Origin of the sequence: Aeromonas sp. HMWF015 (assembly GCF_963878965.1) — a bacterium.
In the GTDB taxonomy this organism is placed as follows: domain Bacteria; phylum Pseudomonadota; class Gammaproteobacteria; order Enterobacterales; family Aeromonadaceae; genus Aeromonas; species Aeromonas veronii.
The window spans coordinates 1-16774 of the sequence record NZ_CAWNZT010000378.1 but is presented as its reverse complement, the minus strand read 5'-3'; the positions used below and the strand labels follow the sequence as shown (position 1 = coordinate 16774).

The window sequence follows — 16774 nt, the reverse complement described above, 5'->3', positions numbered from 1 at the left end:
GACGACCTTCGGGTTATGAGCCCGACGAGCTACCGGGCTGCTCCACCCCGCGTCTGAGGTCGCCAATAATAGGCGCCAGCGCACAGATTGCAAGTAAATATCTCAAAAAAAGTTTATTCGTAGATTAATCGGACAAATAGTGCGGTCATTAGCAGCATCATGCTGTTTTTTCAGGCAATCGAGTCCTTGCCAGGCATCCGGCACTACACTCAATAAGGTGAACACTCCTCATTTTGGGTAGGTAGAATATGCGCATCTCCGCCGGTCACTGCCGTCAGTTGGGGGCCACACCCGACAGTAACGGCGTCAACTTCGCGATCTGGGCACGCCTCGCCAGCCGGGTCGAACTGCTGCTCTTCGCAAGCGCAGACGATGCGACCCCCGAGGTGATACCCCTCTCCCCGCGCCTCAACCGCACCGCCTACTACTGGCATATCCATGTGGAGGGGATCTCGGTCGGGCAACGTTACGCCTATCGCATTCAGGGCCCGTGGCGCCCATATGGCGGCACCCGCTTCGATGCCGAGAAGGTGTTGCTCGACCCTTACGGCCGCAGCATCGAGCTTGGCGCCAATTACGATCGATGGGCGGCGGCCCGTCCGGGCAGCAATCTGGCTTGTTGCGCCAAGAACAAGGTGGTCGATACTCGCCACTACGACTGGGAAGGAGACAAACTGCCCGCTCACTCCCTCTCCCGCTCGGTGATCTACGAACTGCATCTGGGGGGCTTTACCAAGTCCCCGAGCTCCGGGGTCGATCCGGCGCTGCGTGGCACCTATCTCGGATTGATTGAGAAGATCCCCTACCTGCAATCTCTCGGTGTCACCGCCGTCGAGCTGCTGCCGGTGTTCCAGTTCGATCCTCAGGATGCGCCCAAAGGACTCTCCAACTACTGGGGTTACAGCCCCATGTCCTTTTTCGCCCCCCACGCCCAATACGCCTGCGGCGATGATCCGCTGACCGAGTTTCGCGACATGGTCAAGGCGCTGCACAAGGCCAATATCGAGGTGATCCTGGACGTGGTTTACAACCACACCGCCGAAGGGGGAGATGATGGCCCCACCTTCTCGTTTCGCGGCATCGACAACGAGGCCTACTACATCCTCGACAACAACCAGAAGGACACCAACTATTCGGGCTGCGGCAACACCTTCAACGGCGCCCATCCGGTGGTGCTGCGGATGATCATGGACAGCCTCCACTTCTGGCGTCAGGAGATGCACGTCGATGGCTTTCGGTTTGATCTGGCCGCCATTCTGTCGCGGGATGAATCGGGTCAGCCGCAGGCCAATGCGCCTACCCTGCGCACCATAGATACCGACCCCAACATCGCCGACATCAAGCTGATTGCCGAAGCCTGGGACGCGGGGGGGCTCTATCAGGTGGGGTCACTGGCCGGCGCCCGCTGGCGTGAGTGGAACGGCCAGTTCCGGGATGATGTGCGCCGCTTTCTGCGCGGGGATGACAATAGCGTCACCGCCTTTGTCGAGCGGCTCTGCGGCAGTCCCGACATCTACCACTATCACCACGCCGATCCCGAGAAGAGTATCAACTTCGTTACCTGTCACGACGGGTTTACCCTGTGGGACTGGGCCAGTTACAACAGCAAACACAACGAGGCCAACGGGGAGGAGAACCGTGACGGTTGCGATCACAACTTCAGCTGGAACCACGGCCATGAAGGGGTAACGGAAGATCCCCAGATCAACGCCCTGCGGATGCGCCAGGCCAAAAACATGATGGTGGCGACCCTGCTCTCGGTGGGCTCCCCCATGCTGCTGATGGGAGACGAGCTGCTGCGCACCCAGCGGGGTAACAACAACGGCTACTGCCAGGACAATGCCACCTGCTGGATGAACTGGCTGCCCAATGCCCGCAGTCAGGAGATGTTCCGCTTTATGAAGGAGCTGATCCAGTACCGCAAACACCTGTTCCAGCGCCCGGAGCAGGAGAGCATGCCGCTATCGCTCACCGAGATCCTGCGCCACAGCGAGATCTGCTGGCACGGTGTCAACGCCGGACAACCGGATTTCAGCCCCCACTCCCACGCCATCGCCATGTCGGCGCTGTCGAGCGAAACCAAGCTGGCGCTCTATGTGCTGTTCAACGCCTACTGGGAGCCCCTCACCTTCAACCTGCCGAGCCCGCCAAAGGGGGTCGGCGGCTACTGGCGACGGATCCTCGATACCGCCCTCCCCTCGCCGCAGGATATCTGCACCTTCGGCATGCCGCTGGAGGGACTGACCCGGGAGTATCTCGCCCAGCCGCGCAGCAGTTGCCTCTTTATCTGCGGGGCAGACGATTTCTATTGATCGATTGCTGTGAATTGATAGCAGCGATACCTGCAAGCCAGATATGCAAAGCCCCGAGTGTTGGCTCGGGGCTTTCCCTTTTCAGCACCAGTGTCAGATCAGCTGGTGCAACACGCTGGTGGCGGCGATCTGGGCGATCAGCAGACCACACAGGGAGGTGGAGACCACCACAGGCGCGGTATCACGCTGCAAGTAGAGCGGGCTGAACCAGAGCAGCAGGGAGGCCACCAGCAGGGCTGCCTGCGTCACCACCGCCGGGATCAAGGCATCGAGATTGGCCTCGCCCCCTTGCCAGCCCACCAGCACCGCCAGCCAGATGAGGCTGACCATGGCGCCTACCAGACCGGCGAGCGGCAGCAAGGTATTGAACGCGGTGAGACGATGACGGGCTCGCAGCAGCATCAGATGGGCAAACGCAGCCCCCAGCATCGCCATCTGCAGCAGACCGCTCACCCAGCCCTGCAGTTGCAGCAGACCAATGCCGTAAACCGCGAGCGGCAACGCCGGTAGCCAGAGCAGTGTTGATGGGACTGAACGTTTGCCTTCCAGCCTGGACTGGGCCAGCGACAAGCCAATCCCGATCACCAGTGCTGCGCCACCACTCCAGATCAGCCAACTGGCTGCGTTGGCTTCTACCGCCAGCATCAGGGAGAGGGCCGTAATAACCCAGATGGAGAAGAGCTGCTGACTGATGCGCGAGCGCTGGCCGGGGCAGATATCACCGCGCCACAGCACGATACCGAGGGCGATCAGGGCGCCAAGCGCCATCAATCCGGTGAGGGGAAAGAGCCAAAAAGGGAGTTGGACGAACACGACGCCTCCAGCAGTAAAGATTCGAGGTGCGCCACCGGGGCGCCAGAGAGGGGGCGAGTATACCCAAACCGGCGGCTATCCCCAATCGCGACAAACGATCCGGGATGATTTGCCGCCAACACAACCACACCTTGAAGGGTGCCCTGCTGGCAGCCATGCCCCGCCCACGCCTCTCCTATCTATGCGATCTATGCGATGCAGCGCCGGATTCAGCCCTGACCGCGGGCCAACGCCACCACCCGGGCAAACATCTGGCGGATCACCGGCGGAATACGGTCAGCGCCGAGCCGCTCCGCCTCTTCCACCACCGCCAGCGCCATCCCCGGCTTGCTGCGATGATGAATCGCCTTGTTGATGATGTGACTGGCGCTCCACATGGCGCGCCCGCCCACCCCGGCCTCGCGGCGAAACACAGCTTCAAAGCCGTTGTGATAGAGGTAGTGCTCGATGTCGGCAGCAGGAAGCTGGGTCAGTCGGTCTCGCTCCCGCTCTCCCTTGAGCTGGCCACGAGCCGAGGCGGCATACTTGAGCCCCGCCTCGTCGCCATCGGTCAGCAGGTGCCACTCGATGCCAAAATCCCGCGCCACCTTGATGAGCGGCGACTGGCCGCACTGGGCAAACTCGATGATCCGCACCCCTTCGGCCCGCAAACTGTAACCGCAGATCTGCGCCAGCTCGGAGAGCAGCCAGATCTCGGTCTCCCCCTCCACCAGCAGCCAGCAACGGGCAAACAGCGACATGGGGCGGTTGATCCGCACGTGAAAGGCGATCTTGCGCAGATCGTCGCTGCTGTAGCGCTCGCCCCCCAGCTGGTGACAGAGGATATCCTGCTGACGGCGCACCAGCCGCCGCACCTGATTGAGCGGCAGGGAAGAGAGCAGATCCCCCGAATTGGTGGTGAGCAGCTTCTGGCCCGGCAGCTGTTCCAGCAGCCCCCACGCCAGCGCCAGCATGGTCGGATGCAGCCGGCTCTCCGGATCCTCCAGGATCATGATGGGGCGGGCCCCCTCCTCCAGCTCGCGGTTGCCCCGCGCCTGCAGCAGGGTGGCGGCCATCCCCGCCATCGCCAGTTGCAGCGCGCGATTGTCGGCGCGGCGCAGCAGGGTGTGCAGATTACCGGGATTGCGCAGGGTCATGGGGCGATTGATGATGTCGCGCTGACTGCGCGGCTTGTTCTTGATGGGAGCCAATGCGTTGAAGTAGTGATCCATCAGCTGGCGCACCGCCTGCAACGCCTCCTTGAGCTCCGGCTCGCCGATCCGCTGGGGTTCATCGATCAGCTTGTCCGCCAGCTCGCTCAGACGATGCTCGGAGAGATCTCCCCACTGCAGGGTCTCCACCCCGTTGCGGGCACTGCGGGCATCCCGCAGCCGGAACACCGGATTCATGGTGATCAGCAGGCAGACCAGCTCATGGGTGTTGGCGATGGGCAGACTCTTGCCTACCCCGTCGAGAAAGTCGTGGATGGTGAGCACAGAACCATCCGCCTGCAGCTCGGCGCTGGCGCGATAGTGAATGCGGTGGAATTTGTCTTTGTGCAGCACCCAAGAGGGGCAAAGACGGGCCAGGCGACGGGAGTGCTGGCACATCTGGGGTCTGTGCTCACTGAAGGTGAGCACCAGTTGCAAGTGGCGCGCCGGGGCCAATTCGGGATCTTCAGGTTGGTGAAAATCCTCGGCGGTGAACTGATAGGGCTCGGCATCCTGCCCCAGCAAGCACCAGAGGGCGCGCAGCAAGCTCGATTTACCCCAGGTGTTCTCGCCGATCAGCACAGTGGTGTGATCCAGCCCGAGCGAAAGGCGATTTATACCGCGAAAACCTTTGACTTCAATACGTTCCAGAAACATCCGGCCATGTCCACATCATTGTGATGGGGCAATAGTGGCAAAGTTACCGGAAAAATCCTATCGGAGGCGGGGGTTTTTCAACGTGAACTGTGAGGCACTGCAGGTTCGGGAGGGGTAACAACAGCGGCGCGATCTTGCGGAGCATTCCAGTGGCTGAACCAGAGGTGACGGGTACGAATTTGACGTTTGCGATAATTCAATGGGCATTCCTTTCAGTGGATAAGTGGTAGAGAGTACACCTCTTTTGCCCAAAGTCTCAGGGTTATCTGTGACAGGAAGATGACAATTGTGCCCGCCACTGTCCCGGCGTCAGACCAAAGGCTTCGCGAAAACGGTTGCCAAAATGGGCTTGAGAAGAGAAGCCGCACTGACTGGCGATGCTGGCCAACGGCTCTGGGCCTGCCAGCAGCTGCTTGGCCCGTTTGAGCCGCAGCCCCAGCAGATAGCGGTGGGGTGGGCAGCCGAGACTCTGGCCGAACATGCGGGCGAAGTGGTACTCGCTCAGCCCCGCTTGCTGCGCCAGCTCTGCCAGCGTGATCGACTCTGCCAGATGGGCTTGCAGATACTCCTGCACCCGCTTGATCACCACGGGCGCCAGCCCACCGCGCAGAGGCGGCAAACCGGGGGCCTCCTCGGTGTGGTGGCGATAGGCGTGGAGGATCAACATCCAGGCGCCGTGGGAGAGCGCCAGCCGATCGACCCCGTGCTGCCACTCCAACTGCATCAGCTGGCGCTGCACCAGCCCGGCCGCCTGCGGATCGTCGATAAAGGTCTTGTCCGCCAGTTGCAGGTGGCGCCCCTCCTTGTCACATACCTCCTCGGCGATACGGGTGAGGTGAGCCGGGGTGAAGTAGAGATGAAAGAAACGAAACTCTTCGCGCACCAGCCACTCGGATCTGTGATGATCCGGCATGATACACACCTTGCCGGTGCCGCCGTGGCCACCCGGCCCATCGAGTCGCTCGGTCTGCTCGCCTCCTTGCAGATAGACGCTCAGGGTGTGGTGGCCCGGCTTGTGATAGCGGGTCTGGTCATAGCAGTTGCGCCAACTGGCCACCCCGAGCCCGGGTTCGAGCCAGCAGGCGTCCTCCAGCCGGGCGCCGGTGCTGACCAGTGCATCAAATACCCCTGCTGTTTTCATTCGCCCCTGCCACCTGTTCCGGTTATTTGCGCGGGCTCTCCCGCCTGACATTCATCTTACCGACCGCGCCCGCAGATGACAGTGCGGGGCGATGAAAAACCGCAAGATGGTGCAATCCAGCCATCAGGACTCGCCCCATAGTGGGTCATCTCTCTCCCTGACTCACCGGAACTGTGATGAACCTGATGCTCTATCTCGCCACCGTACTTATCTGGGGCAGCACCTGGATTGCCATCGCCTGGCAGCTTGGCCCCATTCCCATCGAGGTGTCGGTGCTCTACCGCTTCCTGCTGGCGGCAATGGCGCTTTTTGCCCTGCTCACCGCCAGCGGCCGCTTTCCGCGCCTGCCGTGGCATGGCCAGCGCTACGCGGCCCTGCTCGGCGCCCTGCTCTTTTCCACCAACTTTCTCTGTTTTTACCACGCCACCCGCTATATCCCGAGCGGCATGTCGGCGGTGATCTTCGCCAGCGCCAGCATCTTCAATGGCCTCAACCTCTGGCTGTTCGAGAGCAAGCGCCCCACCCTGCGCTGGTTGCAAGGCTCCTTGCTGGGGCTCCTGGGTACTCTTCTGCTGTTCTGGCCGGTGCTGGCGGATGCGCAACTGGGTGCAAACGGCTGGAAGGGGCTGCTGCTCGCCTGCGGCGGCACCCTCTGCTTTTCGCTGGGCAATCTGGTCTCCGCCCGGGGCCAACGCCACGGCTACCACGTACTGCAGCTGGTGCCCTGGGGCATGGTTTACGGCGTCCTGCTGTTGCTGGGCTGGGTCACATTGCTCGGCCAGCAACTGGTGGTGCCGACCGACAGCCACTATCTGGCGGCCATGGTCTATCTCGCCTTGTTTGGCTCGGTGATCGCCTTTACCGCCTACCTGACCCTGGTAGGGCGCATCGGCGCCAGCAAGGCTTCCTACGCCACCGTGCTCTTTCCACTGGTGGCACTCACCCTCTCCACCTTTTACGAAGGCTTTGTCTGGCAGCCGGTCTCGGTGGCTGGTGTGGTGATCAGCCTGATCGGTAATCTGGTGATCTTCGCGCCCCCCTTACGCGAGTGGCGCATTCGACCAGCCAAGGCAGCAAACGACGCTTGCTCCTGAGTCAGTCAGCCCCTAAGGTAGCGCTGATCCAATCTGTGATCATACTGACGGCGATAAACAAGGGGGCGAGATGTTACTGGAAGGGCTGGAGACGCTGAGCCTGCTGGCGAGCGAAGGGACCATGGCCAAGGTGGCCAGTCGCCTCTACATCAGCCAGTCGGCGGTGAGCAAGCGCATTGCCCAGTTGGAGCAGCGCCTTGGCAAGAAGCTGATCGAGCCGGAGGGGCGCCAGATCCGGCTCACCCCGCAGGCGCAGGAGCTGCTGGAGCGAGTGGCGCCGAGTCTCGCTGAAATGAAGGGGGTGCTGGCCGATAGCCAGGACCTGGCGGATCAGAGCCCCCTCCTCATCGCCTGCTCCGAAACTCTGTTGGCGGGCTACCTCGCCCACTTCATGCGCAGTTACCTGAGTCGCGATCCCCATCTTGCCCTCTCCACTCACCACACTCCGGTCATTCTGGCGCGGGTACGCAGCGGCGATGCCCTGCTCGGCATCTGCGCCGGTCGGCTGCCACCGGGCCACGGCCTCGGCGCCGAGCTGCTGCTGGAGGAGCCCTTCTATCTGGTGGGCGAGACGCAACAGAGCCTGCCACCCGCCAGCGCAGGGAGCAGGCGCAAGATCCTCGCCATGGATCTGGAGAACCCCGCCAACCGCTACCTGCGTGAACCGCTCGCCGCCCTCGGGTTTGAACCTGCCATGGAGCTCGACTCCTATCTGGCGCTGATCGAGCTGGCCAAGGCGGGCATTGGCCCGGTGCTGCTGCCCGCAGGCCTGCTGGCGCTGGTGGGAGAACAGGGGGAGATGGCACGTCCGCTGCCCGGACTGGCCCGCCCCCTTCATCTGGTCTACCGGCAGAGCAGCCTCAAGCGCGAGCGGATTGCCAAGCTGGTGAGCGCCCTGCGCAAACACTTTCGCCACTACAGCGACACGCAGCGCTAGCTGTGTAAACCCACCAGATGTGACAACGGGGCCCAAGGGCCCCGTAAACATCCGATTTTCCGCGCTCTCGCCGCAACTCAGATCCAGGCAAACAGCTCGGGATACTGGCTCCAGACCAGCTTGGCAGACATCAGCAAGGAGACGGTCACCAGCAGCGGCTTGATCAGCTTCACCCCTTGCTTGAGCACCATCTTGGAGCCGAAACGGGCGCCGATAAACTGCCCCAGCGCCATGCAGAAGCCGACGCTCCACACCACCTTGCCACCGAGGGCAAAGAACAGCAGGGAAGCGATATTCGAGGTGAAGTTGAGCAGCTTGGTATGAGCGGTGGCGCGCGCCATGCCAAAGCCCGCCAGCGCCACGAAACCGATGGCGAAAAACGATCCGGTACCAGGCCCGAAGAAGCCGTCATAAAAGCCGACACCGCCCCCCACCAGCAGCGCAAACAGCATGGGAGTAAGCCGGCGAGAGCTCTCGGCATCGCTCACCCGCGGCGAGAAGTAGAAGTAGCAGGCAAAGGCCATCAGCAGGAAAGGGAGCAGGCGCTCGAGAATGGCGGCGTCTATGGTCTGCACCGCCAGTGTGCCGATGGCCGCACCGATAAAGGTGCAGATCACCGCAGGCCAAATCATGGCCCACTCCAGCAACCCTTTGCGGGCATAGAACCAGGTGGCAGAGAAGGAGCCGAAACTGCTCTGCAACTTGTTGGTGCCGAGCACCAGCGCTGGCGGCATGCCGGTGGCGAGCAGGGCTGGCACCGTCAGCAGGCCACCGCCACCGGCGATGGCATCGATAAAACCGGCGACAAGCGCCACACCGAACAGGGCAAACAGGGTAACCAGTTCCAATTCCATCCATAGACCTCACGAGAGTGGGTTGCTCGAAGGGTCGGGCAACCGGAGATAACCAAAACGGGGTTGTGCAGGGGGCTGCACAGGCTGTCCGCTATCCTAGCGGGCCACAGTCGATGAATCTAACGAAACAGTGGCAGCCAATTGATTCCTGATTTTCATTGATTTGAGCTGCCACCGCCCTGCCTCCCCCCTCAGAGAGCCCGTTACAGCGCCGGTGAAGCGACTTCCGATCCCTTGATTTCGGCCAGCGCCTCACACAGATGGGCCTCATCGGCACCAGGGAAACGGCTGACCCGACCGGCCATGTAGCGGCTGCTGAACAGATTGAACCAATGCTGTAGTGCCTGCCCCGCCTTCAGCTCTCCCGCCACTTCCAGCACACAGGCCGCCACTTCGGCGGTGCAGAGGTGCTCGTCGCAGTTGGCCACCCGCATGCCATAGGTGGAGAGCGCATCAGGCTTGATGGCAAGCACCGGAAAACTGTCGAGATAGGGGCTCTTGTTGAACATCTTGCGCGCCTCCGGCCAGGTGCCGTCGAGCAGGATAAAGAGTGGTTTTTTGCCCGGCGCCAGCGTCACCTCGCCGGTCAGGCGGGCAGGCTCCTTTTCGCAGGCGGGAAAGACCACATAGGGCTGCCAGGCGGGATCGGCCAGCAGGGCCAGCAACTCGGGATGGGGCTGGGTGCGCGACCAGAGAAACGCCCAGGTGCTGTCCGGCAACACATCGGCGATGAGGCGACCGGTGTTGGAGGGTTTCATCGGCTCGCTGTCATACATCAGCAGGCAGAAACCGGCCTCCGCTTTGAGCTCGGGGCGCCACTTGCAGGCACACCAATCCTCGCGCAGCTGACAGGCCGGACAGCGGGCCAGGGTGCCGCCACGGGCAAGAAACGGTCGGGTAGAGATACTCTTGCGCCAGGCCCGCAGGCGGTTGACGGCGTGATCAGGAACAGGCTTCATCTAGGTTCACAACTGGAGTCAAAACAGGAACGGCAGCGGTGCCAACAAGTCACGCCGCCACAGGGCGCGATAACAGGGGGGCTGCCGGAAAAGGGCAAGATTGTACCGAGTTACGCGCTGGCGGAACAGCAATCCCAGCCCCTTTCGCCAGACGCAGTGCCAACACCTCTTGTCTTACGACTCCTGACAGCTGCGCAGCAGCTCCAGCAACAGGCTGCCATCGCGCAGTGCCTTGTGCACCTGCACCGAAGTGGGCTTGGTGGGATCTTCGTAGAAGTGGGTGGATTCAATCTGCAGCCGCACCAGATATTCGGCGGGCAACTGGCTGGCCAGCGACTGGTGCAGCATGGGGAACAGCAGCCGATCGGCACGGGTGATCTCGCCCCCGAGCAGCAGCTTGCCCGGATTGAGCAGGCAGATGAGATTGGAGAGTACCTTGGAGAGACGACCCGCCGCCTGATGGAGAATATCCTGACAGAGGCTGTTGCCTGCCAGCGCCAGCTCGCACAGCTCGCGGATGGTGACGCTCTCGGGCAAGTCGTGCTCCTGCATCCGCTCGCGCAGATCCCGGTATTGCGCCTCCAGTGCCTGATTGGTCACCAGGGTGCAGGCACAGCCAAAGCCGCCGCAGTAGCAGCGCTGGCCATAGGGTTCGAGCTGCAGGTGGCTGAGATCTCCGAGCAGCGCATTCTCGCTCTCGATGAGCTGGCCATTGACCACCATGCCGACCCCGATGTCGTTGTGAACGAACACCAGCACCGCATCGGCGCAATTTTTGGCGGCCCCCCACTCCCGCTCGGCCTGGATCCAGGTGCGCACGTCACCGCTCACCAGCACGGGTACCGAGAACGCCTGTTGCAGAGTCGGGCCAAGGGGCCAGTTGCGCAGATCGTAGAAGGGGAAGTGCTTGACCATACCGGAGTGGCGCTCTACCTGACCCGGCAGACAGAGGGCGATACAGGCCAGACTGAGAGACTTTCTCGGCAAAAACACCTTGATGGCGTGTACCAGACTGCCCAGCAGATCGGCGCGCTCCTCCTCGGTAAAGAGGTGGCGCTGGCGGGCCAGCGAGCGACCGGAGAAGTCAAACAGCGCCATATCCACGTAGCCCCTCCCCAGGCGCATGGAGAGAAACTGGAAGCGGCGTTCATTAATGCGCAGCAAGGTCTGACGACGGCCGCGCCCCACCGAACTTTCACCACAGGTGACCACCAGCCCCCCATCGAGCAGCTCCCGGGTGATCTTGGTGATACTGGCTGGCGAGAGACCGGTCAGGCGGGAGAGATCGGTGCGCGACAGCTCCTTGTGCTCTTCCAGGCTGGCATAGACCAGGCCGTAGTTGAGCTGCCGGATCAAATCGATACTACCTTTCACGATCTCATTCATAGGGTATGGGGCAAAGGCTGAAAAAAAAGAGGCTGGCAATTTTCACACATTATTGGTCAATCCCCAAATAAAGTGCGGCCTGAACCGGGAGTCAGGCCGCATCTTGTGGTTGCCGTCACGGACCATTACAAGATCAATAACGGAATTGCGATACCAGTTTGCGCAATTTGTCGCCGGTATTGGCCAGATCGCGAGTGGTGCTGTTGGATTCCACCGCCGCGCTGGTCAGCTCGCTGACAATCTGCTGAATGGCCACCAGGTTCTTGTTGATCTCCTCCGATACCGCGTGCTGCTCCTCGGCGGCGGTGGCGATCTGGATGTTCATGTCGTTGATGGTACTGACCGCCATCACCATGCTGTCGAGGGAGCTGGCGATATGGCTCGCCTCCTGCACCGTCTCCTGGCTGCGATCCTCGCTCGCCTGCATCACCTCCACCGCCTGCTTCACCCCGCCCTGCAGACGTTGCAGCATCTCGTTGATCTCTTTGGTGCTCTGCTGGGTACGGCCGGCCAGCGAACGCACTTCGTCCGCGACCACCGCAAAGCCGCGTCCCTGCTCACCGGCACGGGCCGCCTCGATGGCAGCGTTCAGCGCCAGCAGGTTGGTTTGCTCGGCAATGCCGCGAATGACCTCCACCACCGAGCCGATCTTGGCGGTCTCTTGCGCCAGCTGTTCGATAACGCCGGAGGCAGTATGCACCTCCCCCACCAGCCGGTTGATACTGTTGATGGCCCCGCTCACCACCCCCCGGGCGGCGTCCGATTCACGGGCCGCATCGCTGGTTGCCGTCGCGGCATTGGAGGCACTGGCCGCCACCTCCTGCGCGGTGGAGCTCATCTCGGTCACCGCGGTGACCACCTGATCGGTCTCGCGGCTGTGGCCCTGCATCTGATGGTCATAGTGCTCGCTCAGATGGTGCAACTTGTCGACCGCGCTAAAGAGGTGGTTGCTGGTCTCACCCACCTGACTCACCACCGACTGGATCCGCTCGACAAAGCGGTTGAAGGCGCTAGCCAGCTGGCCAATCTCATCCTGACTCTGCACCTTGAGACGCTGGGTCAGATCCCCTTCGCCGTTGGCAATATCGTTCAATGCCAGCACCGCATCCGCCAACGGCTTGGTGACCCGGTTGCCCACAATGACGGTCGCCGCCAGGGTGATACCCAGGATCAGCAGGATCACCAGCACACTGCTCTGCAACGAGGCATGCATATTGCTCTCGCGCTCTGCCCGCAAGGCCGCCAGCTCGTTGTCGATATCATCGATATAAAAACCGGTGCCAATGGCCCACTGGTATTTGTCCAGCACCAGAGTAAAGGCCAGCTTGGGCGCATCGCGACCGATGGAGGGCTTGGCCGTCCAGTATTCGGTAAAACCATCCCCCTGACGGGCCGACTTGAGGATCTCCTGGATCAGCAACTTGCCCTTGGCATCCTTGTCGTTCCAGCGGTTTTTCCCCTCCAGCTCGGTACGCACCGGTAGCAGTATGGTGTTGCCTTCGAAGTCATAGACAAAAAAGTAGCCGTCAATGCTGTAACGCAGCGGCCTGAGCAACTCTTTAACCTTTTGACGATTTTCCGGAGAATCCGGCAGGGAATACACGGCATCGACGGCGGTTTTGGCCATCATGATGTAACTGCTGAGCAGCGCTTTACGCTCCTTGATGGCATTTTCCCTCGCCACCACCAGATCAGACTCCAGATCGCGCTTGGAGACCATGTAGTTACTGAGATTGACCACCAGGGCCATCAACAGTACGGGGACTGCACCCAGTAACAGGATTTTCTGCTTTAGCGTCATCTTTCACATCCTTGCAGCTGTTTTTATTGGAATTCCTTGCTTACTCATCAGTATAGGTGCTGGCAGGGCGAGCCCAGCTTTCGTTACAATTCCCTTAAACAAATCGGCCAGAACGTGAAAATCATGAATCTTTGTCCTTGCGGCTCAACCCTTTCTCTCGAATTGTGCTGTGGCTCACGTCACAGTGGCGCAGTGGCTGACACCCCGGAGCAGCTGATGCGCTCTCGCTACAGCGCTTTTGTGCTTGGTCTGGGGGAGTATCTGGTCCATAGCTGGCACCCGGCCCACCTTGGCGGTCTCACCGCCGAAGAGCTTTCACGCATCGACACCCGCTGGGATGGTCTCGAGATCATCGCCAGCCAGGGCGGTCCGGAGGATGAAACCGGGATGGTGGAGTTCAAAGCCTGGTTTCTGGAGGGGGATGAGCGTCACTGCCTCCATGAGCGTTCCCGCTTCGTGCGTTATCAGGGGCGCTGGGTCTACACCGAGGGGGAGCAGGATCCGGCCCCCCTCAAGGCGGGGCGCAACGATCCCTGCCCCTGTGGCAGCGGCAAAAAGCACAAGAAGTGCTGCGGCTGACGCATCACACACCCACCAGACTCGTCAAACAGTGACAAGGGGCATCCGATGCCCCTTTTTTGTGCCTGTTAATCGCCACCAGCCCACAAACCGATACGATAACAAGCGTGACAAATGTCACATAATGATCATTAACGCGCGAGAAAATGAGCGTTTGCGAGCACAAATTTGGCCCATATCAAACATTTCCACTCAGAAGTAAGCCACACTGGCCTCATCTGGAAGAGATGAGACGGGCAACAATGAAAAGAATAACTACACAAGTCGTCATCATAGGCGGCGGTGCCACAGGGGCCGGCATCATGCGCGATTGCGCACTGCGCGGCATCGACTGCATCCTGCTCGAGCGCGATGATATCGCCGCCGGCACCACCGGCCGCAACCACGGACTGCTTCACTCCGGTGCCCGCTACGCGGTGACGGATCAGGAGTCCGCCCGCGAATGCATCCAGGAAAACCGCATCCTCAAGCGGATCGCCAGCCACTGTGTCGAAGACACGGGCGGCCTCTTCCTCACCCTGCCGGAAGATGACATCAATTTCCAAACCACCTTTATGGATGCCTGCGCCCTGGCCGGTATCGAAACCCGCCAGCTCGATCCTCGCGAAGCGCTGCTGCTTGAGCCCAACGCCAACCCGGCGATGATCGGCGCCATCCATGTACCGGATGGTACGGTCGACCCGTTCCGCCTCGCCGCCGCCAACGTGCTGGATGCGAAAGAACATGGCGCCCGCATCTTCACTCACTGCAAGGTGCTGGGGCTCTTGCGCTCTCAGGATCGGGTACACGGGGTCAAGGCCATCAACACCCGCACCGGCGAAGCGTTCGAGGTGGAGTGTCAGGAGGTGATCAACGCTGCCGGCATCTGGGGCCAGCAAATTTGCGAATACGCCGATCTCGGCATCCGCATGTTCCCGGCCAAGGGCTCCCTGCTCATCATGGATTACCGCATCAACCAGCTGGTGCTCAACCGTGCTCGCAAACCGGCGGATGCGGACATTCTGGTTCCGGGCGACACCATCTCCCTCATCGGCACCACCTCGAGTCGCATCGATTACAACAAGATTGACCAGCTCACCGTCGAACCCGAAGAGGTCGAAGTGTTGCTGCGCGAAGGTATCAAGCTCGCACCCATCATGGCGCGCACCCGCCTGCTGCGCGCCTACGCCGGGGTGCGCCCGCTGGTGGCGGTGGACGGTGACGACACCGGCCGCAACATCAGCCGCGGTATCGTGCTGCTGGATCACGCCGAGCGTGACGGCCTCAAGGGGTTCAACACCATCACCGGCGGCAAGCTGATGACCTACCGCCTGATGGCGGAGTGGGCCACCGATCTGCTGGCCAAGAAACTCGGCAACAGCAAGCCCTGCCAGACCGCCGAACTGAGCCTGCCCGGCTCGCGGGATCCGGAAAAGGTCTCCGCTCCCGGTCTCTCGGTGCCTGCCGAAGGGTCGGCCCAGTACCGCCACGGCGAGCGGGTCATTGCCTTCTTCCGTGACAATCCCAAGGCCAACGCCCTGATCTGCGAGTGCGAAATGGTCACCGCGGGCGAAATCGAATACGCCCTGCGCGAGCTGGATGTGGACAACCTCATCGACCTGCGCCGCCGCACCCGTCTGGGGATGGGGCCCTGTCAGGGCGAGCTGTGCGCCTACCGCGCCGCCGGTCTGATGCAGGAGTACGGCAAGGCCGATGGCCGTCAGGCCTGCGTTATGCTGCGCCAGTTCCTCGAGGAGCGTTACAAGGGAACCCGCCCCGTCCTGTGGGGCGATGCCTTGCGCGAGGCCGAGTTCACCTACTGGATCTACGAAGGGCTGTTTGGCCTGGGAGAATGGACGGCGCCGCAACTGGTTGCCGATACCCCACGCGGCTCAACCAGCGAGACCACTCACAAGGAGAGCCGTCATGAAGTTTGACAATATCGTTATCGGCGGTGGCATGGCGGGACTCTCGGCTGCCCTGCGGCTGGTGGAGGCAGGACAGAAGACCCTGCTGATGGCCTCCGGCCAGAGTGCCCTGCACTTCTCCTCCGGCTCGGTCGATCTGCTCGAAAGCGAGGGAGATCCCCGCGCCGCCCTGCCCGCCTTTATGGCTGCCCATCCGGATCACCCCTACAGCAAGGTGGGAATGCAGAATATCGAAGCGAGCTTGGCCGATCTGCAGCGCCACTGCGCCGAGCAGGGATTGCCGCTGGTTCGCCACGACACCAATCACCAGCGCCTGACTCCCATCGGTACCCTAAAGCGCACCTGGCTCTCCCCCGATACTTGTGCCTGCGTCACAGATGCACCCATTCCGGACGTACTGCTGCTGGCCACCCTCGAGGGCTTTCGCGACTTTCATCCGGCACTGGCGGCCGCCAATCTGGCGACCCATCCGCGCTTTGCCCACTGCCGCATTCTGACCGGCGAAATCCGCCTGCCCCAGCTGGCGGAATTCAGCCGCAATCCCCACGAGTTTCGCTCCGCCGATATCGCCCGTCTGTGTGACAAACACCATCTAGTAGCGGACCTGGCCCGCGAGATCAGCCGCATGGTGCAGGAGAGCGGTGTTCCCGGCTGCCGCCATATCGTGCTGCCCGCCTGCCTTTCGCTGGGGCTGGTTGGCCCGCGTCTGGCGGAGCTGGAACAGCGTACCGGCTGCACCATCAAGGAGGTGGCCACCATGCCGCCGTCACTCATCGGCATGCGGATGCAGGAGGCGCTCAAGCGCCGCTTTATGGCCCTTGGCGGCACCTTCCTCACCAGCGAGCGGGTGCTGGGCGCCCGCTACGAAGGTGACCGGGTAGTCGGCGTACATACCCAGAATGGCGATGATCAGCTGTTTGAAGCGGACAACTTTGTGCTCGCCTCCGGCAGCTTCTTCAGCCGTGGGCTGGAGTCCCGTCTGCGCGGCATTCGCGAGCCCATCTTCGATGCCGATGTGCTGAGTCTGGAGGAACGTGACGCCTGGGCCGGTCGCCGCCTGTTCGACCACCACCCCTTCATGGGCTTCGGGGTCAAGACCGACGATAAACTGCGGGTGCTGCGCGGCGGCAAGCCGCTCACCAAC

At 61.8% G+C, this 16774-nt stretch carries 13 protein-coding genes; 6 read left to right on the top strand and 7 right to left on the bottom strand.

Going from position 1 to position 16774, the window contains the following annotated elements; genetic code table 11:
- Positions 1-248: 248 nt before the first annotated feature.
- A complete protein-coding gene (glgX, locus tag AACS18_RS19635) occupies positions 249-2312 on the top strand; it encodes a glycogen debranching protein GlgX (protein ID WP_058058466.1) in 2064 nt (687 codons plus the stop codon).
- Between the two features lie 93 nt (positions 2313-2405).
- Here the strand turns inward: glgX and AACS18_RS19630 are convergent, their stop codons facing one another.
- The 3 genes from AACS18_RS19630 to AACS18_RS19620 form a co-directional block, all read right to left on the bottom strand.
- Positions 2406-3125, bottom strand: a complete 720-nt coding sequence (locus AACS18_RS19630) for a hypothetical protein (protein ID WP_108613080.1) — start codon at positions 3123-3125, stop codon at positions 2406-2408.
- Between the two features lie 209 nt (positions 3126-3334).
- Positions 3335-4972, bottom strand: a complete 1638-nt coding sequence (locus tag AACS18_RS19625) for an ATP-dependent endonuclease (RefSeq protein WP_108613079.1) — start codon at positions 4970-4972, stop codon at positions 3335-3337.
- A 262-nt stretch (positions 4973-5234) separates the two neighbouring features.
- Positions 5235-6113, bottom strand: a complete 879-nt coding sequence (locus tag AACS18_RS19620; RefSeq protein WP_108613078.1) for a helix-turn-helix domain-containing protein — start codon at positions 6111-6113, stop codon at positions 5235-5237.
- Positions 6114-6289: 176 nt separating this feature from the next.
- On the opposite strand from AACS18_RS19620, the gene AACS18_RS19615 reads away from it, so the two are divergent.
- Positions 6290-7207: a DMT family transporter gene (locus AACS18_RS19615; RefSeq protein WP_108613077.1), complete on the top strand. Its 918-nt coding sequence runs from the start codon at positions 6290-6292 to the stop codon at positions 7205-7207.
- Positions 7208-7277: 70 nt separating this feature from the next.
- A complete protein-coding gene (locus tag AACS18_RS19610; RefSeq protein WP_108613076.1) occupies positions 7278-8144 on the top strand; it encodes a LysR family transcriptional regulator in 867 nt (288 codons plus the stop codon).
- Positions 8145-8221: 77 nt separating this feature from the next.
- On the opposite strand, the gene AACS18_RS19605 is transcribed toward AACS18_RS19610, so the two are convergent.
- The 4 genes from AACS18_RS19605 to AACS18_RS19590 form a co-directional block, all read right to left on the bottom strand.
- On the bottom strand, positions 8222-8998 hold the full coding sequence (locus AACS18_RS19605; protein ID WP_021231324.1) for a TSUP family transporter: 777 nt from the start codon (positions 8996-8998) through the stop codon (positions 8222-8224).
- Between the two features lie 203 nt (positions 8999-9201).
- On the bottom strand, positions 9202-9957 hold the full coding sequence (locus tag AACS18_RS19600) for a tRNA-uridine aminocarboxypropyltransferase (RefSeq protein ID WP_108613075.1): 756 nt from the start codon (positions 9955-9957) through the stop codon (positions 9202-9204).
- A gap of 174 nt (positions 9958-10131) precedes the next feature.
- Positions 10132-11343: an ROK family transcriptional regulator gene (locus AACS18_RS19595; protein WP_005333476.1), complete on the bottom strand. Its 1212-nt coding sequence runs from the start codon at positions 11341-11343 to the stop codon at positions 10132-10134.
- Between the two features lie 133 nt (positions 11344-11476).
- Positions 11477-13144, bottom strand: a complete 1668-nt coding sequence (locus tag AACS18_RS19590; RefSeq protein WP_108613074.1) for a methyl-accepting chemotaxis protein — start codon at positions 13142-13144, stop codon at positions 11477-11479.
- Between the two features lie 123 nt (positions 13145-13267).
- Between AACS18_RS19590 and AACS18_RS19585 the strand changes: the two genes are divergently transcribed.
- The 3 genes from AACS18_RS19585 to glpB all read left to right on the top strand — a co-directional run.
- On the top strand, positions 13268-13723 hold the full coding sequence (locus tag AACS18_RS19585; protein ID WP_075115082.1) for a YchJ family protein: 456 nt from the start codon (positions 13268-13270) through the stop codon (positions 13721-13723).
- A 242-nt stretch (positions 13724-13965) separates the two neighbouring features.
- Positions 13966-15639, top strand: coding sequence for an anaerobic glycerol-3-phosphate dehydrogenase subunit A (glpA, locus tag AACS18_RS19580; protein WP_108613073.1), 1674 nt, complete (start codon positions 13966-13968; stop codon positions 15637-15639).
- On the top strand, positions 15629-16774 hold a 1146-nt coding region (gene glpB / locus AACS18_RS19575), incomplete at its 3' end, for a glycerol-3-phosphate dehydrogenase subunit GlpB (RefSeq protein ID WP_108613072.1). The genes glpA and glpB, both read left to right, overlap by 11 nt.